Origin of the sequence: Pedomonas sp. V897 (assembly GCF_051304405.1) — a bacterium.
Lineage (GTDB): Bacteria > Pseudomonadota > Alphaproteobacteria > Sphingomonadales > Sphingomonadaceae > Pedomonas.
In genome coordinates, this window is the sequence record NZ_JBPPGG010000002.1 from 395,738 (window position 1) to 416,601 (window position 20,864).

Annotated in this window: 21 protein-coding genes, 3 tRNA genes, 1 other RNA gene and 1 riboswitch; of the genes, 12 read left to right on the forward strand and 13 right to left on the reverse strand. The window is 66.5% G+C overall.

Features of this window, described 5'->3' with window-relative positions; all coding sequences use genetic code 11:
* The first annotated feature begins 34 nt into the window (after positions 1-34).
* Together secG and ACSJJU_RS07810 are read left to right on the forward strand one after the other, a co-directional pair.
* Positions 35-436: a preprotein translocase subunit SecG gene (gene secG / locus ACSJJU_RS07805; protein ID WP_435914779.1), complete on the forward strand. Its 402-nt coding sequence runs from the start codon at positions 35-37 to the stop codon at positions 434-436.
* An 80-nt stretch (positions 437-516) separates the two neighbouring features.
* Positions 517-2,148: a CTP synthase gene (locus tag ACSJJU_RS07810; RefSeq protein ID WP_435914781.1), complete on the forward strand. Its 1,632-nt coding sequence runs from the start codon at positions 517-519 to the stop codon at positions 2,146-2,148.
* A gap of 87 nt (positions 2,149-2,235) precedes the next feature.
* On the opposite strand, the gene ACSJJU_RS07815 is transcribed toward ACSJJU_RS07810, so the two are convergent.
* From ACSJJU_RS07815 to ACSJJU_RS07830, 4 genes are all read right to left on the reverse strand, one after another.
* Positions 2,236-3,105, reverse strand: coding sequence for a THxN family PEP-CTERM protein (locus tag ACSJJU_RS07815; protein WP_435914783.1), 870 nt, complete (start codon positions 3,103-3,105; stop codon positions 2,236-2,238).
* A 426-nt stretch (positions 3,106-3,531) separates the two neighbouring features.
* Positions 3,532-4,425, reverse strand: a complete 894-nt coding sequence (locus ACSJJU_RS07820) for a THxN family PEP-CTERM protein (RefSeq protein WP_435914784.1) — start codon at positions 4,423-4,425, stop codon at positions 3,532-3,534.
* A gap of 239 nt (positions 4,426-4,664) precedes the next feature.
* A complete protein-coding gene (locus ACSJJU_RS07825; RefSeq protein WP_435914786.1) occupies positions 4,665-5,534 on the reverse strand; it encodes a THxN family PEP-CTERM protein in 870 nt (289 codons plus the stop codon).
* 238 nt (positions 5,535-5,772) lie between these two features.
* Complete coding sequence (locus tag ACSJJU_RS07830; RefSeq protein ID WP_435914787.1) at positions 5,773-6,633, reverse strand: THxN family PEP-CTERM protein; 861 nt, start codon at positions 6,631-6,633, stop codon at positions 5,773-5,775.
* Between the two features lie 315 nt (positions 6,634-6,948).
* Positions 6,949-7,053: riboswitch (yybP-ykoY riboswitch) on the forward strand.
* Between the two features lie 88 nt (positions 7,054-7,141).
* Between ACSJJU_RS07830 and ACSJJU_RS07835 the strand changes: the two genes are divergently transcribed.
* Positions 7,142-7,711, forward strand: a complete 570-nt coding sequence (locus ACSJJU_RS07835) for a TMEM165/GDT1 family protein (RefSeq protein WP_435914788.1) — start codon at positions 7,142-7,144, stop codon at positions 7,709-7,711.
* Between the two features lie 98 nt (positions 7,712-7,809).
* Here ACSJJU_RS07835 and ACSJJU_RS07840 read toward each other — a convergent pair.
* Positions 7,810-7,886 (reverse strand) — tRNA-Pro (locus ACSJJU_RS07840).
* Positions 7,887-7,933: 47 nt separating this feature from the next.
* Positions 7,934-9,475: a hypothetical protein gene (locus tag ACSJJU_RS07845; RefSeq protein ID WP_435914790.1), complete on the reverse strand. Its 1,542-nt coding sequence runs from the start codon at positions 9,473-9,475 to the stop codon at positions 7,934-7,936.
* Between the two features lie 223 nt (positions 9,476-9,698).
* On the opposite strand from ACSJJU_RS07845, the gene ACSJJU_RS07850 reads away from it, so the two are divergent.
* Positions 9,699-9,775: transfer RNA gene (locus ACSJJU_RS07850), tRNA-Asp, on the forward strand.
* A 175-nt stretch (positions 9,776-9,950) separates the two neighbouring features.
* Positions 9,951-10,027, forward strand: a tRNA-Asp gene (locus ACSJJU_RS07855).
* A 206-nt stretch (positions 10,028-10,233) separates the two neighbouring features.
* On the opposite strand, the gene ACSJJU_RS07860 is transcribed toward ACSJJU_RS07855, so the two are convergent.
* The 7 genes from ACSJJU_RS07860 to ACSJJU_RS07890 all read right to left on the reverse strand — a co-directional run bounded on the left by ACSJJU_RS07860 (position 10,234) and on the right by ACSJJU_RS07890 (position 12,794).
* Positions 10,234-10,560, reverse strand: coding sequence for a chorismate mutase (locus ACSJJU_RS07860; protein ID WP_435914792.1), 327 nt, complete (start codon positions 10,558-10,560; stop codon positions 10,234-10,236).
* The gene (locus ACSJJU_RS07865) at positions 10,550-10,771 is read right to left on the reverse strand and encodes a DUF2842 domain-containing protein (RefSeq protein WP_435914793.1); all 222 of its coding nucleotides are present in this window, start codon (positions 10,769-10,771) and stop codon (positions 10,550-10,552) included. Before ACSJJU_RS07865 ends, ACSJJU_RS07860 begins: the two co-directional genes overlap by 11 nt.
* Entirely contained in the window at positions 10,768-11,226 is a 459-nt protein-coding gene (locus tag ACSJJU_RS07870) for an NUDIX hydrolase (RefSeq protein WP_435914794.1), read from the reverse strand. The genes ACSJJU_RS07865 and ACSJJU_RS07870 overlap by 4 nt, the downstream gene beginning before the upstream one ends.
* A gap of 54 nt (positions 11,227-11,280) precedes the next feature.
* Positions 11,281-11,886 carry a 5-formyltetrahydrofolate cyclo-ligase gene (locus tag ACSJJU_RS07875; RefSeq protein ID WP_435914795.1) on the reverse strand — a complete coding sequence of 202 codons (606 nt, stop codon included), beginning with the start codon at positions 11,884-11,886 and terminating at the stop codon, positions 11,281-11,283.
* 12 nt (positions 11,887-11,898) lie between these two features.
* Positions 11,899-12,055: non-coding RNA, 6S RNA (gene ssrS, locus ACSJJU_RS07880), on the reverse strand.
* A gap of 12 nt (positions 12,056-12,067) precedes the next feature.
* The gene (locus ACSJJU_RS07885; RefSeq protein WP_435914797.1) at positions 12,068-12,421 is read right to left on the reverse strand and encodes a cell division protein ZapA; all 354 of its coding nucleotides are present in this window, start codon (positions 12,419-12,421) and stop codon (positions 12,068-12,070) included.
* 19 nt (positions 12,422-12,440) lie between these two features.
* Complete coding sequence (locus tag ACSJJU_RS07890) at positions 12,441-12,794, reverse strand: hypothetical protein (RefSeq protein WP_435914798.1); 354 nt, start codon at positions 12,792-12,794, stop codon at positions 12,441-12,443.
* Positions 12,795-12,952: 158 nt separating this feature from the next.
* Between ACSJJU_RS07890 and tkt the strand changes: the two genes are divergently transcribed.
* The 7 genes from tkt to ACSJJU_RS07925 all read left to right on the forward strand — a co-directional run bounded on the left by tkt (position 12,953) and on the right by ACSJJU_RS07925 (position 20,817).
* Entirely contained in the window at positions 12,953-14,923 is a 1,971-nt protein-coding gene (tkt, locus tag ACSJJU_RS07895) for a transketolase (protein WP_435914799.1), read from the forward strand.
* Between the two features lie 54 nt (positions 14,924-14,977).
* Complete coding sequence (gap, locus tag ACSJJU_RS07900; RefSeq protein WP_435914800.1) at positions 14,978-15,988, forward strand: type I glyceraldehyde-3-phosphate dehydrogenase; 1,011 nt, start codon at positions 14,978-14,980, stop codon at positions 15,986-15,988.
* Between the two features lie 76 nt (positions 15,989-16,064).
* Positions 16,065-17,261 carry a phosphoglycerate kinase gene (locus tag ACSJJU_RS07905; protein ID WP_435914801.1) on the forward strand — a complete coding sequence of 399 codons (1,197 nt, stop codon included), beginning with the start codon at positions 16,065-16,067 and terminating at the stop codon, positions 17,259-17,261.
* 100 nt (positions 17,262-17,361) lie between these two features.
* Positions 17,362-18,282 carry a class I fructose-bisphosphate aldolase gene (locus tag ACSJJU_RS07910; RefSeq protein WP_435914802.1) on the forward strand — a complete coding sequence of 307 codons (921 nt, stop codon included), beginning with the start codon at positions 17,362-17,364 and terminating at the stop codon, positions 18,280-18,282.
* A gap of 222 nt (positions 18,283-18,504) precedes the next feature.
* Positions 18,505-19,191 carry a thiamine phosphate synthase gene (gene thiE, locus ACSJJU_RS07915; RefSeq protein WP_435914803.1) on the forward strand — a complete coding sequence of 229 codons (687 nt, stop codon included), beginning with the start codon at positions 18,505-18,507 and terminating at the stop codon, positions 19,189-19,191.
* A gap of 135 nt (positions 19,192-19,326) precedes the next feature.
* Positions 19,327-19,890 (forward strand): elongation factor P, encoded by a 564-nt coding sequence (gene efp / locus ACSJJU_RS07920; protein WP_435914804.1) that lies wholly within the window; start codon positions 19,327-19,329, stop codon positions 19,888-19,890.
* A gap of 114 nt (positions 19,891-20,004) precedes the next feature.
* Positions 20,005-20,817: an inositol monophosphatase family protein gene (locus ACSJJU_RS07925; RefSeq protein WP_435914805.1), complete on the forward strand. Its 813-nt coding sequence runs from the start codon at positions 20,005-20,007 to the stop codon at positions 20,815-20,817.
* Positions 20,818-20,864: the final 47 nt, after the last annotated feature.

Below are 20,864 nucleotides of genomic sequence, written 5' to 3' on the forward strand. Positions count from 1 at the left end.
GCGCCGCAATGGGCGCCCGGTGGAGTCTTTCCCGATGATGACCTTTTTGCTCGTCGTCCACAGTCTGATTGCGGTTGCGCTGGTGACCGTCATTCTGCTTCAGCGTTCCGAGGGTGGTGCCCTCGGGATCGGTGGCGGCGGAGGCGGCCTGGTGTCCGCCCGTGGTGCGGCCAACCTGCTGACCCGTTCCACGGCGATTCTGGCAACCCTGTTCATTCTGACCTCGATTGCCCTGGCGTTCCTCGCCAAGATCGAGCGGGGAGGTCCGTCGGAGATCGACCGTCTCTTGCAGCAGGATACGGCGGCAGTCGCGCCGGCGGCTCCGGCCACGCCGGCGGATGCTCCGGCGGCTGCGGCTTCTTCGGAAACCCCGGCGGCGACGGACGACCCGGCCCAGTCCTTGCCCAGCCTTCCGTCCGTTCCGGTCGGGGACTGACGCTTACCCCCGGAATTCGAGCGCGCCACCTAAAAGATTGGGTGGCGCGAATGGTTTTAATTTGTCTATAGTGTAGGCCCATGGCGCGGTTCATATTCATCACCGGCGGCGTGGTATCGTCCCTCGGCAAAGGCCTGATGGCCGCATCGCTTGCAGCCCTGTTGCAAGCGCGCGGTTACAAGGTCCGTCTTCGCAAGTTCGATCCATACCTCAACGTCGATCCAGGGACGATGAGTCCCTACCAGCACGGCGAAGTGTATGTGACCGACGATGGCGCCGAGACGGACCTCGACCTCGGGCATTACGAGCGGTTTACCGGCGTGCCGTCACGCCGGACGGACAACATCACGTCCGGCCGGATCTATTCGGACATTCTGGCCAAGGAGCGCCGCGGCGGCTTCCTCGGCGGTACGGTGCAGGTCATCCCCCACGTGACCGACGCGATCAAGGAGTTCGCGCTCAACGACGTGGAAGACCTGGACTTCGTGCTGTGCGAGATCGGCGGCACCGTGGGCGACATCGAGAGCCTGCCGTTCATGGAGGCCATCCGCCAGCTCGGCAACGAGCTGGGCCGGGGCCAGGCGATCTTCGTGCACCTGACCCTGGTGCCCTACATCGCGGCGGCCGGCGAGCTGAAGACCAAGCCGACCCAGCACTCGGTGAAGGAGCTGCGCGGCATCGGCATCCAGCCGGACGTGCTGGTGTGCCGCTGCGAGCAGCCGCTGCCGGAGAGCGAGCGGGCCAAGATCGCCCTGTTCTGCAACGTGCGGCCGTCGGCGGTCATTCCGGCGCTCGATGCGTCCAGCATCTATGAAGTGCCGCTCCAGTACCACGAGGCCGGGCTCGACACCGAAGTGCTGGCGGCGTTCGGCATCACCGACGCGCCCCAGCCGGACCTGACCAAGTGGCAGGACATCGTCCACCGCATCCATTATCCCGAGGGTGAGGTCACCATCGGCATCGTCGGCAAGTACACGGGCTTCAAGGACGCCTACAAGTCGCTGTCCGAAGCGCTGGTGCATGGCGGCATCGCCAACCGGGTGCGGGTCAACATCGAGTGGATCGACGCCGAGCTGTTCGAGAAGGGCGAGGACGTGGTCCTCAGCCTCGAGCCGCTGCACGGCATCCTCGTGCCGGGCGGCTTCGGCCAGCGCGGCTCCGAGGGCAAGATCGCGGCCGCCCGCTTCGCCCGGGAGCGCAAGGTGCCGTACTTCGGCATCTGCTTCGGCATGCAGATGGCGGTGATCGAGGGCGCGCGCAATCTGGCCGGGCTTACGGAGGCCTCGTCCACCGAGTTCGGGCCGTGCAAGGACCCGATTGTCGGCCTGCTGACCGAGTGGGTGCGCGACGGCAAGGTGGAAACCCGCGAGGAGGGCGGCGACCTGGGCGGCACCATGCGGCTCGGCGCCTATCCGGCCAAGCTGGCGGAGGGCTCCCGCATCGCCGAATGCTACGGCACGACGACGATCAGCGAGCGGCATCGCCACCGCTACGAGGTGAACGTGGCCTATCGCGAGCGGCTGGAGGCCTGCGGTATGCGCTTTGCCGGCATGTCGCCGGACGGCACCCTGCCGGAGACCATCGAATATCCTGACCATCCGTGGTTCATCGGCGTGCAGTATCACCCGGAATACAAGTCCAAGCCGTTTGAGCCGCATCCGCTGTTCTCCAGCTTCATCGCGGCGGCGGTGCGGCAGAGCCGGCTGGTGTAACCGGCGCGGCGGAACGGTCGAGAAAGGAAAAGGGCGCCTGCACGGCGCCCTTTTTCGTTGGCGGAAGCGATCGGGGGAGGTGGCGGCTCAGGACCGCCGGCGGCGCAGGCCAAGGCCCATGGCGGCAAGGCCCGCCCCCAGCAGGGCAACGGCACCCGGCTCCGGTACCGCGCGGGCGGTGACCGTGACGAGCGTTCCGATGCGGCTCAGCACGCCTTCGCCGGTCCAGATGGTGGCGAGGTCACCGTCGACGCTGATGCCGACGATGTTTTCGAGCGTGGACAGGTCGAACGAGACCACGAAATCGTAGACGTATCCGTCGATAATGCCGGTGGTGAAGCGCAGGGCGGAGGTGTTGAGGGTCAGCCTGTCCGGGCAGGCGCCGGTGGCGCCGCTGTCGCCCCAGGTCTCATAGCCCGGGCATTCCTCGATGGGCACGTTCTGGTTGAGACGGGCATTGAGCGTTTCGGTGAAATCGATGTCGAACGTCCGGTGCAGGGTGGCTTCCGTGCCGACAGGGGTCACGGAGGAAATCATGATGTCCGAGACAAGCCGGGTGGACTTGAGCTGCGCTTCGTTGCCCGCGCCGGTGCGGACCGAATAGTTGCCGTGATAGAAGCTGGCGCCGGTCGCCGCGGGGCCGTTGGTGAGGACGCTGGACTGGGTCAGATTGGTGTCCGCCCCAAGGAAGCTGCGGTTGCCGCCCGTCTGCTCAGGGGTTCCCCAGCGCACAAAGGCGTAATCACCGGCCGGGTCCTGCCCGTCCGGGAGGGTGGTGCCGGTACCGAAGGCGTTGGATGGCGTCGAACCGGTGGAATTCCACACCGTGCCGCCCGGGTCCCAGCTGTTGACGATCGTAAACGACCATTCGCTGATCGGCGCGGCCAGCGCCGGACCCGCAAGGGACGCCGAGACGAGAACAGCCAGTACGGGGACGAGAGATGTGACTCTGTGCATGCTACCACCCTTGATGTTGTGATCGGATCCGGGGGCCCGGCGGGTATCCCCGGGGTTGTCCAACGGATATCCTTGCACAGGCCGTGCCAGTTTTCCTTTGGGCAGTAATGCCAGAGGGTTATGAAAGTTACGGAGCCGATGTGTTTGAGTAAATGTAAAATAAATCGACAATATTGCCTATAAAACGAAATAAGGTTTCGGATACGTCAAGAGAACAATATCGTAATATTGGAGGAATTATAAAGGATCATGGCGGAAATATAGTTGTTATTAGAAACGATTTATTTTTATTGGATGCTGCCCTGTCGAGATGTGTTTTTTCAAGACAAAAAAAGAGCGGCTTTTCAGCCGCTCGATAGAAGGGGCGATGACCGCCCGAATGCTTGTTGCGCCAGTCTTTCGCTGCGCCAGTCTTTCTTTGCGGTGTCAGGCGGCCTTGCGACGACGCAGGGCCAGGCCACCGGCGATCAGGCCGCAACCGAACAGCGCCAGCGCGGCCGGCTCGGGGACACGGGCCGTCACGGTCACGCGGGTGCCGAGGACGCTAAGCACCTGTTCGTTGGTCCAGATGCTCACCGTGCCGTCCGGGTTCGGCGTGATGCCGGCGATGTTCTGGAAGGTGGTGGGGTCGAAGCTCACGACGAAGTCATAGATGTAGCCATCGATGACGCCCGTGCTGAACTTCAGATCCTCGATGTTGATGGTCAGGCGATCCGGGCAGGTCGTGATACCCGAGCCATCACCACCCCACGGATAGCCGGGGCACTCCTCAAGCGGCACCTCGTTGAAGGTCTCGGTGAACTTGATGGTGTAGGTGCGGTTGATGTGGATCGTCTCGCCGCCCGGAACGACCGAGAAGATGTCGATCTCTGCCACCAGCTTGGTGCCGGTCAGCACCTTTTCGCGGGTGTTTGATGGCGGGAACTGCAGGTAGTTGCCGTGATAGTAGTTGGAGCCAGACACGCCGAGCGGGTCATTGGTGTACAGGCCCGTGCGGCTGATGGTGCCATCCGCACCCAGGAAGCTCCGGCTGCCACCCGGCGTCGTCGGAGAACCCCACTGGATGTAAGAGTAGGAGCCAGCATCGCCAGGGGTGTTGCCATCCGGCAGGGTCGCGCCCGACCCGAAGGGCGACGCCGGATTGACGCCAACCGAGCTCCACGTGGTCGAAGCTTCATCCCAGTGGTTGGTCAGGTTGAAGCCCCATTCCACAATCGGGGCAGCCTGCACAGTCCCGGTCGACAGGCCCACGGATGCCAGTAACGCTACGCCAGGGAAGAACAATTTCAGTTTCTTCATCGTACCACCTATCCAATCCATCGTCCGGGTGCCGAGCTTCCCGAGCGCAAGGACTCAGGACGGCGACCGAAAGCGAGACGATCCTAAGCACTTTTCGTGCCAAGTCGGAAAAGTGGCGGATTTCCAATGATTTGTTGTGGTCCTGAAATATTGCGGAAGCGTTTTTGTAAAAAAGACCGACACTTGCGCGCCCCATGGCCGTCCGGCAGGCCGCGCCCGGGAGTTGCCCCTCCCTCCCGGGCGGGTGAAGCCTCCGGCCGTCAGGCGCGCCGGGTCCGGCGGGCGACCGCCAGCAGGGCGAGCCCCGCAAGGGCAATGCCCAGCGTGCCCGGCTCCGGGATCGGGGCAGGGGCACCGGCCGCACGGATCAGCAGGCGCGTTGCCAGGCGGCTGCGCACGCCCTCATTGGTCCAGGCGGTGGAGGAGTCTTCATTCTGGTCCAGCCGCGTCAGGTTGAGCGAGTTGGCCGGGTCGAACGCGAACGAGAGGACGTAGGACACACCGTCGAACACGAACGGGAAGTTGGCTGCTTCGTCGAGAATGGTGAGGCTGTCCGGGCAGGGGGTGATGCCGCTGGCCCACGGTGCACCCGCGCAGCTCTGGATCGAGGACGTATTGCGCGTCTCCCGGAAGTCGATCGGAATGCTGTGCTCGAAGGTTCTGGCGCTGGACTCCGCGCCCTCGGGCGTCAGGGCGATGCGCACGTTGAGGGTGGCGTTGTCGAGCCAGCGCTCGGGCGGGCTGCCGTTGGTGGTCGCGGACTGGCGGTAGTTGCCGTGATAGAAGTTGACGCCCGGTACGCCCAGGGAATCGCCCGTGGTCAGGCCGCCAAAGGTGGCCATATCGTCAACGGCAAGAAAGCTGCGGCCCTCCTCCGTGAGCGGCGTTCCCCAGCTAATGATGTCGTAGGTCAGGTTGCGGGGGTTGGAGCCGTCCGGCAGGGTATCGGCCATGCTGAAGGGGTTGGCCGGGGCCACCGTGTTCGGGCCGCCGATGAAGGTGACGTCCGACCAGTCGTTGGTGAGAGTGACCACCCAGCGATCGATGGGGGCAGCCTGTGAGGAGAGGGCGCCGGCCATCGCCGCAAGTCCGATTGCCGGGCCCAGAAGGGCGGACCGTATTCGCTTCATGATGGCACCTCCCAAAACACAACCAGTTTAAAGAAAAGGTCTGTGCCCCTCGGCATCACAAACAGCCGAGAATTGCGGGAGGTCCCGAAGAAAATCATTGGTAGCAATAAAAATCGCCCGCCCCGCACGGCTGGCCGCAAGGGGCTGTCTGCGCGGCGCCGGAACGGATCAGGGGGAGCCGCAGCCCCGCGCTCCCCCTGTCCGAAGCCAGGCCATAAGGGCGAGACGGCGCGTCCCGTCAGGCGGCCTCGGCCCTCGGCTTGCGGCGGGAAGCCCATCCCAGCGCCGCCAGCGCCGGGATCAGGAGGGCAAGGGAGCCCGGTTCGGGGATGCGCTGCGAGGTCACGAAGATGCGGGTGACAAGGGTGCTGCGCACATCCTCCTCGGTCCACACCGTTGCGGTGCCATTGTCCAGGGTCAGCCGCGCGATGTTGCTGGAGGCGGCCAGGTCCAGAACCAGACTGAACGTGTAACGGTAGTCATCCAGGACAAACGAGAAGGAGGCGTTGGAGAGGTCCACGCTGAAATAGTCCGGGCAGGGCGCGATACCCTCCGGCCAGGGGCCGCCCTCGCAGATCTCGGTGTTGGGCGTATCCCGGGTTTCGGTGAAGTCGAGGGCGAACGTCTGCTGGATCGGCCCCAGCGGCGCGCCCGAGGGGTCGAGCGGCGTCAGAATGATGTTGGCGGCGACAACGGTGCTGGCCAGCCAGGCCTGACCGGAGGAGCTCTGCTGGTAATTGCCGTGATAGACCGTGGCACCGGGTATGCCGATGCCGTCGTCGGTGAACAGGGTGTCGGCGCTGTGCTGGCTGTCCACGGCGAGGAAGCTGCGGGACGGGCTGCCGGAGACCGGCGTGCCCCACTGGATGATCTGGAAGGTGTTTCCCGCCCCGTTGGGGTCGCTGCCATCCGGCAGGGTGTCTGATTCAAGGAAATTGTTGGTGGGCGGCTGGCCGGTGCCGGTGAAACTGGTGTTCAGCCAAACGTTGGTGGCTTCGAAGCGCCACTGGGTGATGCGTTCCGCCCGGGCGGCGGTGGACAGGCAAAGACAGGCCGCAGCCGTCGCCAGGACTGCGGCAAAGGTCCTTCGTTTGGTCATTCTGTTACCTCTGCGTTTCAGCTGTTGAACCCCCGGCTTTCGTGGCTTGATTGTGATTTTTGGGGTTCGGCCGGCGCCGGTGTGCCGGGGGGCTTGGCAGGCAGGAGACACGCAGTTTTTATGCCAAGCTTTTTTGGCCGGACATTTCAGAGCCTTATCGATACGGAGACGTTACGCAGACGTTTCTGTGTCAAGAATTTCGACATCAAGTGATTGATTCTAAAGTAAAACGAATGATCTGGGCCGGTGTTGTCACCGATGCGGTCAGGACACGCTTCACGGTCAGGCTTGCTTTCCTGCGCCGCCTCGATTAGGCAGGCCCGGTCACTGGGGAGTAGCCAGCCGTCCGCGAGGGACGGGCTTTCGCGTCAACATGCTTGGTCGAGAGGCCATGGCGCGAGAGGAGGGGGCAAACCGCTCGGGCGAGACCAATGGCGCTGTGCTTCCGTTCATGCCGGGCGGGAGGCGCGGTGCTGTTGGCGAAAGTCTGCCCGGCTGCGGATCTGTCATGGAAGCATTTCTGACCTCCACCGCTGTCGTGTCGCTGGCAGAGATCGGCGACAAGACCCAGCTTCTCGCCATCGTGCTGGCGACGCGCTTCAAGCGCCCCTGGGCCATCGTGGCCGGGATTTTCCTGGCGACCATCGCCAACCATTTTCTCGCCGCGCTGGTGGGTACGGAAGCGGCCTTCCTGCTGGACAGCCTGTGGTTCCGCTATCTGGTGGCGGCCTTGTTCATCGGCATGGCCGTGTGGACTCTGGTGCCGGACAAGCTGGACGATGTGAATCAGGCACCGGCCCGCTTCGGCGCGTTCCTGACCACGGTGGTGGCGTTCTTTCTGGTGGAGATGGGGGACAAGACCCAGATCGCGACAGTGGCGCTCGGCGCCCGGTTTCAGGCGCTGGGGCTGGTGACGGCCGGCACCACCCTCGGCATGATGATCGCCAACGTGCCGGCGGTGTTTCTCGGCAACGGGCTGATCAGGCGCGTGCCGGTGGACGTTGTGCACAAGATCGCCGCGCTGCTGTTCTTCATCATCGGCCTGTGGCTGCTGCTGGAGACGGCCGGGGTGGTCTGAGCCTCGCCGCAAGCCGACGCTCACGAGACGCCGGGCATCACGCGGTGCCCGGCCACGGTGGCTTCAGGTATGGGGGACAACAGCAACTCACGGAGAAATGGTCGGGGAGACAGGATTCGAACCTGCGACCCTCTGCTCCCAAAGCAGATGCGCTACCAGGCTGCGCTACTCCCCGACGCCGCGGATTCGTGCCGGGTGTTGTGCGGGGAAGTTGCGGGCCAGTCAAGCATTGATGAGCCCGGGCCTGCCTGTACGGGTTGGCCGGATGTCCTCCAGCGTGTTGCAGGCCGTAAGGTCGTTGAGCAGGCGGATGATCCCGGCAAGGCTCGGACCGTTGCGCGCGCCGATGGCGACGCGCAGGAAACAGGGGGCGTCGGGCTGGTCCGGGAGGATCGCATCGAACCGGTGGCCGCGAAAGCCGAAGCTGCCGCCCGGGTCGAAGGCCAGGTTGCGGGCGCGCGCCTCGGCCTCGATGAGGCGGGCGAGCCGCCGGTAGTTCTCCGGTGATGGCTCGTTGAGGAGGAGGGTGCAGAAGGGTGCCTCCGCCCATGGCTCGTCGCTGCCCGCCAGGGCGGGGTGGGACAGACCCGCGAACAGGCCGCCCTTGGGGGCGAACCGGAGCGCAAGCTGCCGGTTGTTGGCCAGGATCGCATCGCAGTAGCGGGCCCTGTAGAGGGGGTCGAGGAACCAGGGGGCCTCCAGCGCCGCCATGTCCTGAAGACCGAGGCTGGAGCCGGTGAGCCTGCGAATGCGCCGGAGGGTCTCGGGCAAGGCGGCGGCAGCAGCCCCCGCGCCCTTGGGCACGTAGATCGAGCACAGGCCCGCATTGGCCAGCTCCAGCCCGGCCTGGTCCAGCTTGAGGGCGGAGCGCAGGCAGAGCACGGCGGGCGCGGAGGGTCCCGCCATGAGGCCGAGCAGCCGCTCCAGCGGGAAGCGGGGTCCGGACAGGGTCGTGTCAAAGACCACGAGCGACGGCCGGGCCGGGCTGTTGCGCCAGGCGCGGGCGAAGGCAGCCAGATCCAGCACCTTGAGCGCGCCCTCGCAATAGACCACCTCCGCCAGCAGCACGTCGCACGCGCCAAGGCGGCCCAGCGCTGCATCGGGGCCGTCCGCGCCGATGCCGGTGTGAACCACTTGGCTGACCTCGAACAGTTCCAGCAGCGCCCGCGTCTCGAAATAGCTGCCAAGGTGGAGGAGGCGGAGCGGCGCGCTGTGCCCGGCCGGGTGCGATTGGGCGTGCATCTGGAGGCTGGCCTGAATCGCCGCCGTCAGGGTGGCCTGACCGCTCGAGAAAAGGAGATGAGTCGCCGCCCACCCGGGCACCGATTCGTCCGCGCCGGCGCAGCGGGCCTCAAGGGCCGTCGGTTCCAGTTCGCGCTCGTAGCCATAGGTCATGCAGGTGCCCGCGCCGGTGACGGCCGGCTGCTGGCTGGCGGTCGGGCTGCGCAGATAGCCGTCCGCCGCGCCTTGGGCATAGCGCAGCCACAGGGTCCGCAGGTCGCGCGCCAGCCGGTCGAGCGCATGTTCGCTGCCGAGCGCGCCGAACGTGGCCCGGGAGAGGAGGGCGGTGACCTGCGCCTTCCAGTCGTCAAGGCCGGGCACGGGGCGGATGGCGCAGGCCTCGATCCGCTCCGCGAGGAACAGGAGGTCGTTGGCTTCGGAGGCGAGGGCCTGATGGCTCCAGCGGGCGGACCCTGGCCTTGGGCACGCGGCCTGCCGCGCGCCGGGCCGGGCGTTGCGGGTGGAGGTGCGGAATGTGGTCATCGGCCTCGCGGTGTGCCCCCGGTTGCAGGTGCTGGTTGCAGGGTCTCTGAATCCAGACGCGGCGGCGGCCGCCGGGGTTCCCTGGGCGCGGCAAGATGGGCGGGCCGGGGCGCGAGACCGCCCGGCGCGGAGGCCTGTGCCGCGCGCGAAATTTTCCTGCCGCAAAGTGACGGAGTTCGCTTGACAGGGGCGGGCTGAGCCCCTAGGAAGCCGCTCACACCACGCGGGTGTAGCTCAGTCGGTTAGAGCGCCGGCCTGTCACGCCGGAGGTCGCGGGTTCGAGCCCCGTCACTCGCGCCACTCTCTCCTCGGGAGAGCAGGAAAAGAAGCCGCCTTCGGGCGGCTTTTTCCGTTTTGGGCCACCGCCTTTTTCGGCCCGGCCGCCGGTTGGTATTTGTTTGGCCAAATTGAAAGAATGCTTCCAAGATTGCTTGACAGGGCCGGGCGGAACCCCTAGTTAGCCGCGACACGCTGCGCGGGTGTAGCTCAGTCGGTTAGAGCGCCGGCCTGTCACGCCGGAGGTCGCGGGTTCGAGCCCCGTCACTCGCGCCACTCTCTCCTCGGGAGAGGCCAGGAAAAGAAGCCGTCTTCGGGCGGCTTTTTTGTTTTGAAGCAAAGGCTTACGGGCGTTTCCTCAAGCGCTGCATTGGCCATGTTGACCATCCGGCCCGGAAAAATCCGGCACAAAAAACACAAAAAAAGACGCCGGGCAGCGACCCGGCGCCGAATGTGATCCCGCCTGGCTGCTGGCTGGCGGATCAGCCGTTTGCGCCTCCCCGCAGTTCATCGAAGCGGACGAACTCGTGGGCGATGCTGTACTCGATCAGCAGTTCGTAGAGCTGTTCGGCCAGGTCTTCCGGCAGGCCGATTCGACGGCTCTCGGCCTTCACCTTGGCGATGACATCGGCCTTGCGGGCTTCGTCCCGCACCGTGTCGCGGCTCTGCTTGATGCGGGCGGCGGCCTCGATGAAGTCCAGGCGCTGGCGCAGCAGGCCGACGATCGCCCGGTCCAGCGCATCGATATTGGCGCGCACCTCCGTCATGGTTGTGACGGACTTGGGGTCAGAAAGAGTTTCAACGGTCACGACGCACCCACCAGGAACCGGTTTCCATCCACACCAGCACGGCGCGCATCGGGAAGATCCAGGCGATGCCGAAGAACGTGTAGAGGAGAACCTCAAGGATGATGTTGAGGCGAGGCAGGGCAGAGAGCAGCCCCGCGACGATCAGGCAATAAAGGGTCAGTCCGCCCACGACAAGGAAGACGCCCATCAGTTTGCGTTGTCTCTGAGTCATGCGCCTCTCGTACCAGCCGCGCGCGAGAATGCCAGTGCGATGATTTCGCGCGTTTTCTCCCACAGGGGCAGGGCGTCGAGTTGGGCGCGGGTGAACCAGCGGGCGTCCATGGCGTCGTCGCCGGCGCGGGGCTCGCCCTCGGGCGCGACGCCCCAGTAGTCGATCAGCGTGTAGTGGCGGCTCGTCCGGCCGGCGGAATCGGTCTCGATCAGGTCGACCACGTCGAGAAGGCCGCGGATCTGGACCATGAGGCCGGTCTCCTCCAGCGCCTCGCGGGCGACCGCCGCCTGCACGGTCTCGCCCAGCTGCTGCATGCCGCCGGGCAGGCTCCACTGGCCCTGGCGGGGCGGCTTGCCGCGCTGGATGAGCAGCACCCGGTCCTCCCGCAGGATGACGATGCCGACGCCGACGAGCGGCGCGGCGGTGTAGGTGCGGGAGTCGGATGAGGCGGTCATGCGGCGGCTCGCTTTTCCGGGAGGGGCGTGACGGCCCCATGCTAGCACAACGGTTCAGGAGGACGGTACGGCGCTGAACTCCAGCCACCGGGTCGGCGTGGCGAGGGCGTCCAGACGCTGGTCGTGCGGCTCGGCGGGCAGGGTATCCACCACCTGCACGTCGAACGCGAGGCCGATGGCGCGCACCGGGCCGGTTGCCCGCAGCGCTTCCAGCGTGCGGTCGTAGTGGCCGCCGCCCTGGCCCATGCGCACGCCGCGCCGGTCCGCCGCCACCAGCGGCACGAGGATCACATCCGGCACCACCACCGGCGCGGAGGACGGCGGCTCGTGGATGCCGTGGAGCCCCGGCGTGATGACGGTGTTCCGGTCGATGGCGTGAAAGGTGAGGGGCGCGTTGGGCTGCGTGCGGGGCAGGGCGACCGTGACGCCCGCCGCCAGCAGCGCCGCCTCGATCGCGCCGGGGTCGATCTCCCACGGTGTGGGCCGGTAACCGGCGACCACCCGCGCGCCCGCCAGACGGGGCAGCACCTGCGCCGCGAGGCTCTCGGCGATGTGCCGCTCCGCCGCCGCGCCCTCGGCGCGCAGGGACAGCACGAACGCCCGCCGGGCCTGCCGGAGGCTGGCGCGCAAATCCGTCTTGGAGGGGGAAGGGTGTGTCATGGGAAGATCAGTGGCGGGACCGCTCGGGCCGTTGGCTGGAGTATCCTCTGACGCCAGTAACGTCAGGTGGGAGCCATGTGGACCAGACCAGGATCTGACCAGGGACAGCCCCCTAGGATGTTGGTATCGCCTCAGGGATAGTCGCTACGCTCGCACCCAGCAGTGCCCGCCGACCTGCAATTTAGGAGTTCTCGGCCGCCGGCTCAAGGCTGAATGCCAAAGATTCCAGCCGTTCGGCGAGGCGGGTGAGCTTCTGCTCGGCCTCCCGCGTGTCGGGGGCAGGCGCGCCGGAGCCCGCGCTCGCGCCGCCGCTCTGGGCCGCGGCCAGCTGGGCCTTGAGGTCCATCAGTTCGTCGGTGATGAGGAGGGACGCCATCAGCAGGAGGCGCGGCTCGCTCAGGCGGCCGAGGGAGGCCGAGAGCGTCTCCGCCTTCTCGTCCACATAGGCGGCCAGGCGCTGGAGCTGGGGTTCCTCCCCGTCGCCACAAACCAGGGAATAGTGGCGACCGCCAACAGCAATGGTGACCTGACCCACGGGAAGGCTCCTTAGGTTCTCAAGAGTCCACGGTTTCGGAATCGAGCGCGGCGATGAGGCGATCGACCCGCGCCAGCGCCTCGTTGGCCGCCTGCTCGAGGGCGGCATGCTGGCGCTCCAGGTCGTGATGGCGCTGGAGCAGGGCGTCGTGCGCCGTCGCCATGGCCTCTATCTCGGCCTGAAGGGCGGCGTTGGCGGCCTCCAGGTCCGGGCGCGCGGAGGCGGCCGCCTCGAGCAGTTGCGCCTGAAGGGCGTCGCGTTCCTGCCGGAGCGCGGCGTTTTCCGCCAGCAGCGCCCGAATGCGCGCCTCGACTCTGCCTTCAAGCAACTGGACGGCGGCGTCGAGCCGCTCCGTGGCACTCTGCAACGTCATTTCAGCCCTGATTCCGTCAAAATTTTCGCAGAAAGCATAGGGCCGTGGCCATGAATGCGTCAACTCGCCGTGCGTCCTACGCTTCGGCGGAGTTGACGTGGCCGCGCCCGCGCCTATTGTGCGCCCAATTTTTTCAGCGTCCAATCGCAGCGAGTGCCATGACTGTCTCACATAAAGATATGGCCAATGCCATCCGTGCCCTCAGCATGGATGCGGTCGAGAAAGCCAAATCGGGTCACCCCGGCATGCCGATGGGCATGGCCGATGTGGCGACCGTCCTGTTCACCCGGGTGATGAAGTACGACCCGAGCGACTCCCACTGGGCTGACCGCGACCGCTTCATCCTCTCGGCCGGCCACGGCTCGATGCTGATCTACTCGCTGCTGTATCTCACCGGCTACGAGCGGCCGACGATCGAGGACATCAAGAACTTCCGCCAGCTGCACAGCCCGTGCGCCGGCCACCCGGAATACGGCGAGCTGCCGGGCGTGGAGATGACCACCGGCCCGCTGGGGCAGGGCCTGGCCACCTCCGTGGGCTTTGCGCTTGCCGAGCGTCACCTGAACGCCCAGTTCGGCGATGACCTCGTCAACCACTACACCTACGTGATCGCGGGCGACGGCTGCCTCATGGAAGGCGTCAGCCAGGAGGCGATCTCGCTGGCGGGTCACCTGGGCCTTGGCCGCCTGATCGTGCTGTGGGACGACAACAACATCTCCATCGACGGCCCGATCTCGCTGGCCTCGTCCGAGGACATGGCGAAACGCTTCGAGGCCGCCGGCTGGCATGTCCAGTCCGTTGACGGCCATGACCCGGAGGCGGTCGAGAAAGCGATCCGCGCCGCCCAGCTTGATCCGCGCCCGTCGCTGATCGGCTGCAAGACCGTCATCGGCTACGGCGCGCCCAACAAGCAGGGCACCTCGGCCACCCACGGCTCGCCGCTGGGTGCGAGCGAAGTCGCTGCCGCCCGCGAGGCCCTGGGCTGGAGCCACGCGCCGTTCGAGATTCCGGCCGACGTGCTGAACGCCTGGCGCGAGGCCGGCAAGCGCGGCGCGGCCGATCGCGCCGCCTGGGCCGAGCGGCTGGCCAAGGCCCCGGCCGACGTGCGCGCCGAGTTCGAGCGCCGCATGCGCGGCGAGCTGCCCGCCAACTTCCGCGAGGCGATCAAGGCCTACATCGACGGCCTCATCGCCAACCCGCAGAAGGTGGCGACCCGCAAGGCCTCGGAGATGGCGCTGGAGGCGATCAACGCGGCCCTGCCGGAGACCGTGGGCGGCTCGGCGGACCTGACCGGCTCCAACAACACCAAGACCAAGGGCCAGGCGATCCTCGACAAGGGCAACTACGGCGGCCGCTACATCCACTACGGCATCCGCGAGTTCGGCATGGCGGCGGCCATGAACGGCCTTGCGCTGCACGGCGGCGTCATTCCCTACGGCGGCACGTTCCTCGTGTTCACCGACTACTGCCGCCCGGCGATCCGTCTGTCGGCCATCCAGCACCAGCGGGTGGTCTACGTGATGACCCACGATTCCATCGGCCTCGGCGAGGACGGTCCGACCCACCAGCCGATCGAGCATCTGGCGTCGTTCCGCGCCATGCCGAACGTGAAGGTGTTCCGCCCGGCCGACGCGGTGGAGACCGCCGAGTGCTGGCAGCTGGCGCTGGAGAACGCGCACGGCCCCTCGATCCTGGCGTTGACCCGTCAGAATGTGCCGCAGGTGCGCAGTGACGCCGCCGAGAACCGCTCGGCCCGCGGCGCCTACCGCCTGCGCGACGCGGCAAATGCCCGCGTGACCCTTATCGCGACGGGGTCGGAGGTCCATATTGCCCTTCAGGCGGCGGATATCCTGGCGGAGAAGGGCGTTGCGGCCGACGTGGTCTCCATGCCCTCGTGGGAGCTGTTCGACGCCCAGCCGGCCGAGTATCGCCGCGACGTTCTGAAGCCGGGCACGCTCAAGGTGGCGGTGGAAGCCGCTTCCCCGTTCGGCTGGGAGAAATATGTGGGTGCTGACGGCCTTGTTCTCGGCATCGATCGCTTCGGCGCCAGCGCCCCGGCCGAGGACCTCTATGATTTCTTCGGCTTGACGGCGAACAAGATTGCGGAAGCGGTAACGGCTGCGTTATAGGCGCGCCAGATTCGTCCTGATTCGTGGCGCGTGAAACTCTAGGGAGAAGCGGAAATGACCGTGCGGGTGGCAATTAATGGCTTTGGGCGTATCGGCCGCAATGTTCTGCGGGCGATTTTCGAGTCGGGTCGCACCGACGTTCAGGTGGTGGCGATCAACGACCTGGCCTCGACCGAGGACAATGCCCACCTGCTGAAGTACGACTCCGTGCACGGCATCTTCCCCGGCACCGTCGAGGTGAAGGGCAACAAGATCGTCGTCAACGGTCAGGAGATCGTGGTCACCGCCGAGCGGGACCCGTCCAAGCTGCCGCACAAGGATCTGGGCGTGGACATCGCCTTCGAGTGCACCGGCCTCTTCACCGATGCGGACAAGGCGAAGGCTCACCTGGATGCGGGCGCGAAGAAGGTTCTGATCTCCGCGCCGGCCAAGGGTGAGGACATCACGGTGGTTTACGGCGTGAACCACCAGAACCTGAAGCCGGAGCACAAGATCGTCTCCAACGCGTCCTGCACCACCAACTGCCTGGCGCCGGTCGCCAAGGTGCTGCACGAGACCGTGGGCATCGAGCGCGGCTACATGACCACCATCCATGCCTACACCAATGACCAGCGCATTCTGGATCAGGTGCACAAGGATCGCCGCCGCGCCCGCGCGGCCGCCCTGTCGATGATCCCGACCTCCACCGGCGCTGCCAAGGCCCTGGGCCTGGTGCTGCCGGAGCTGAAGGGCAAGCTGGACGGCACCTCGATCCGCGTGCCGACCCCGAACGTGTCGGTGGTGGACCTGACCTTCGACGCCGGTCGCGACGTGACCGCCGAGGAGATCAACGAGGCCATCCGCGCCGCCGCGGCCGAGGGTCCGCTCAAGGGCGTGCTGGGCTACGTGACCGAGGACCTGGTGTCCATCGACTTCAACCACAGCCCGTTCTCGTCCAACTTCGATGCGACGCAGACCCAGGTCATCGACAAGCGCTTCGTCCGCATCCTCACCTGGTACGACAACGAGTGGGGCTTCTCCAACCGGATGAGCGACACGGCCGTGGCCATGGCCAACGTCGGCTAAGCGAACCACATCGGCTGGGAAATAAAGGGACCCCCGCTTCGGCGGGGGTCTGTTCTGTTCGTAAGGGGCAATTCCAATGGCAAGCTTCGCGACCCTCGACGATCTGGGCGACCTGACGGGCAAGAAGGTTCTCCTGCGGTCGGACCTCAACGTGCCGGTGCAGGACGGCCGTGTCACCGACACCACCCGCCTGGCGGCCACCGCGCCGACCATCCGGGACCTGCTGGCCAAGGGGGCCACGGTTCTGGTCCTCAGCCACTTCGACCGTCCCAAGGGCAAGCGCGTCCCCGAGATGTCGCTGAAGCCGATCGCGGCGGCGCTGGGTGAGGTGCTGGGCCGCGAGGTTGCCTTCATCGATGACTGCGTGGGTGCCGAGGCGGAAGCGGCGGTTGCCGCGCTCCCGGCCGGCGCGGTCGCCGTGCTGGAGAACACCCGCTTCCACGCGGGCGAGGAAAAGAACGACCCCGATCTGGCCAAGGGCATGGCGAAACTCGGCGACATCTACGTCAACGACGCCTTCTCGGCCGCGCACCGCGCCCATGCCTCGACCGAGGGCCTGGCGCACCTGCTGCCGGCCTATGCGGGCCGCTCCATGGAGAAGGAGCTGAACGCGCTGGAGAACGGCCTTGGCAACCCGGAGCGTCCGGTGGCGGCCGTGGTCGGCGGCGCGAAGGTCTCCTCCAAGCTGGACGTGCTGACCAACCTGGTCGGCAAGGTGGATCACCTCATCATCGGCGGGGGCATGGCCAACACCTTCCTCGCCGCGCGCGGCGTCAAGGTGGGCAAGTCGCTGTGCGAGCACGACCTAGCCGAGACGGCGCTCGCCATCCTCGCCAGGGCGGAGGAGGCGGGCTGCACCGTCCACCTGCCGTATGACGTGGTGGTGGCCAAGGAGTTCAAGGCCAATGCGGAGAACCGCGTCGTCAACGTGCACGAGGTGGCCGACGACGAGATGATCCTCGACGTGGGCCCGGCCGCCGTCGAGGCGCTGGGTGACGTGCTCAAGGTGTGCAAGACCCTGGTGTGGAACGGCCCGCTGGGCGCGTTCGAGACCACGCCGTTCGACAAGGCAACGGTGGCGCTGGCCCGCACGGCCGCGGCCCTGACCCAGGGCGGCGGGCTCCTGTCGGTGGCGGGCGGCGGCGACACGGTTGCGGCGCTCAACCACGCGGGCGTGGCGCAGGACTTCAGCTTTGTCTCGACCGCGGGCGGCGCCTTCCTCGAATGGATGGAAGGCAAGGAGCTGCCGGGCGTCGAGGCCCTGAAGCGGTAAGGCTGGGGCTCTTCGCCCTTTTTGAGTTTCCGTAACCGGGCCTGTCCTGTAAGCAGGCCGCGAGCAGTGAACAGAAAAACATTCGACGAGGGATTCCACTATGAAGGTGACGAAGCGCGTTAAGGAAATTCTGTCGTGGTACGAGAGCGACAACGCCGGCACCAAGGCGAACCTGGCCCGCATTCTCGGCACGGGCAAGCTGGGCGGCACGGGCAAGATGGTGATCCTGCCGGTCGACCAGGGCTTCGAGCACGGCCCGGCCCGTTCGTTCGCGCCGAACCCGCCGGCCTATGATCCGTTCTACCACCCGCAGCTCGCCATCGACGCCGGCCTCAATGCCTACGCCACGCCGCTGGGCATGATGGAGGCGGTGGCTGACCGCGTCGCCGGCCAGATCCCGCTCATCCTCAAGATGAACTCGGCCAACTCGCTGTCGCGCCTGAAGGACCAGGCCGTGACCGCCACGGTCAACGACGCGCTGAAGCTGGGCTGCTCGGCCATCGGCTTCACCATCTATCCGGGCTCGGATGACTGCTACAACATGATGGAAGAGTTCCGCGACCTGGCCGAGGAGGCCAAGTCGGTGGGTCTGGCCGTGGTGCTGTGGTCGTATCCGCGCGGCGGCGACCTCTCCAAGGACGGCGAGACCGCCATGGACGTGTGCGCCTATGCCGCCCACATGGCCGCGCTGATGGGCGCCCACATCATCAAGGTGAAGCTGCCGTCCGACTACCTGGAGCAGCCGGAAGCCAAGAAGGTCTACGAGAAGCACAAGATCGACCTGTCCTCGCAGGCCAAGCGCGTCGAGCACGTCATGCAGGCGGCGTTCAACGGCCGCCGTCTGGTGGTGTTCTCGGGCGGCGCGACCAAGGGCGCTGACTCGGTGTACGAGGACGCCCGCGCCATCCGCGACGGCGGCGGCAACGGCTCGATCATCGGCCGCAACGTGTTCCAGCGTCCGCGCGAGGAAGCGCTGGCCATGCTGAACAAGATCGTCAACATCTACCTGGGCAAGGAATAGCCTGGAGAGACGCTGCCCGCGGTACTGGGCAGGGCATTTTGCTTCGCAGGAGGGGTTTGCCCCTCCTGCGCCTCCCTTGAGTTCGGGGCCGAGCCCGCCCGTTGCCGATCAGCCTGACGACAGGCAGGATGAGGCTGCGGGAACCCGGCCCGGTCATCGAACGGGAGGTGCAGGAGGGACCGGGCCCCTCCTGCAATCATGTTAAAGCGAGTGGAGGCAGGCATGACGGATTGGGACGACGCAGACGGCATCGACATCACCGAGATCGGCCGCGATGACCCGCGCCCGCCGTGCCAGCTCTATCTTGTCACCCCGCCGAAGATCGTGGTGCCGGACTTCGTGAAGGTCTTCCGCCAGGCGCTGGAGGGCGGGCCGGTCGCGGCCCTGCAACTGCGCCTCAAGGACGTGCCGGACGACGAGGTCCTGCGGGCGGCCGAGGCGCTCCTGCCGGTGTGCGAGGAGGCGGAGGTGGCGCTCATCATCAACGACCGGGCGGATCTGGCGAAGAAGGCGGGCGCGGAAGGCGTGCACCTGGGCCAGTCCGACGGCTCGGTGGCCGAGGCCCGCAAGCTGCTGGGGGCGGACCGGACCATCGGCGTGACCTGCCACAACAGCCGCCATCTGGCGATGGAGGCGGGCGAGGCGGGGGCCGACTATGTGGCCTTCGGCGCCTTCTATCCGACCGAGACCAAGACGCCGGACTATTTCGTCGAACCCGAGATCCTGACCTGGTGGGTGGCGCTGTCCGAGCTGCCGTGCGTCGCCATCGGCGGCATCACGACGGAAAACGCCGAGCCGCTGGTGGTGGCGGGGGCGGATTTCCTTGCGGTCTCCGCCGGTGTCTGGTCCCATCCGGAGGGCCCGGCGGCGGCCGTTGCCGCCTTCAACCGCCTGTTCGACGAGAACTAGACGGGGCAGGGCGGCCGGGCAGGGGAACCAGTCCGACGCGGGCCGGATCGATGCGGGGTCGATTGCGCTGAGGGCGCCGACCTGCTAGAAGCCGCGCCAACTTTCGATCGCTCAGCTACATCAGGGTACAACCACATGAAGATCAGCGGCGTTGATATTCGCCCCGGCAACATCATCGAATTCGAGGGCTCGCACTGGCGCGCCGTCAAGATTCAGCACACCCAGCCCGGCAAGGGCGGCGCCTACATGCAGGTGGAGCTGAAGAACGTCTATGACGGCCGCAAGAGCAACAACCGCTTCCGCTCCTCCGAGACCGTGGAGCGCGTGCGCCTCGACCCGAAGGACTACCAGTTCCTGTTCCGGGACGGCGACCAGCTGACCTTCATGGACACCGCGACCTTCGACCAGATCGTCATTCCGGCCGACATCATGGACGAGGAAATCGACTTCCTCGCCGACGGCATGCAGGTGGTGATCGAGTTCATCGAGGAGCGCCCGGTGACCGTGCGCCTGCCGGAGCAGGTGACCCTGGAAGTGGCCGAGGCCGACCCGGTGGTGAAGGGCCAGACTGCCGCCTCCTCCTACAAGCCGGCCAAGCTGGAGAATGGCGTGCGCGTGATGGTGCCGCCGTTCATCGAGACGGGCGAGAAGATCGTCGTCAACGTTTACGAGCGGGAATACGTCCGCCGCGCGGACTGATCGTCCCCGCGCGTGTAACATGGTGTACAGCCCTCTCCCTTGAGCCTTGCCGCACCCGGCGTATCTGGTGCGGGGAGGACACGGGGAGAGGGCTTTTGGTTTGAAGGACTACGCATGCCGATACGATCTGCCCTGATTACCGTCATTGAACGCGCCGTCCGCAAGGCCGGCAGCAGCCTTCGGCGTGACTTCGGCGAGGTGGAACAGCTTCAGGTCAGCCGGAAAGGCCCGGCCGACTTCGTGAGCGCGGCCGACCAGAAGGCGGAGCGCGTTCTGAAGGAAGAGTTGAAGCGCGCCCGGCCGGACTTCGGCTTCCTGATGGAAGAATCGGGCGAGGAGGCGGGCAGCACGCCAGACATGCCGCGCTGGATCGTCGATCCGCTGGACGGCACCACCAACTTCCTCCACGGCATCCCGCACTACGGCATCTCGGTTGCGCTCGAAGAGCACGGGGAGATCGTGGCGGGTGTGGTCTACAACCCGCTGACCGACGAGACCTTCTGGGCCGAGAAGGGCAAGGGCGCGTGGCTGGGCGAGCGGCGCCTGCGCGTCTCGGGCCGCCAGGACCTGCGGCAGGCGGTGGTGGCGACCGGCATTCCCTACCACGGCCACGGTGACCACGAGCGCTTCAACGCCATCCTGTCGGCGGTGATGAAGGAAGTGGCGGGCGTGCGCCGGTTCGGCGCGGCCAGCCTTGACCTCGCCTATGTGGCGGCCGGCCGGTTCGATGCCTTCTGGGAGGACAACCTCATGCCGTGGGACATGGCGGCGGGCATCCTCCTGATCCGCGAGGCGGGCGGCTTCGTCTCCGACTTCCGCGGCGGCGAGCAGATGCTGGCGACGGGCGATATCGTGGCGGGCAACACCCACCTGCAGTCGCGCCTGCACAAGCTGGTGGCCCAGGCGATCAAGGCGCAGCGGGGCTGAGACCGCGCCCGGACAGCCATTACGGACGGGAAAGCAGGGCTGGGCCG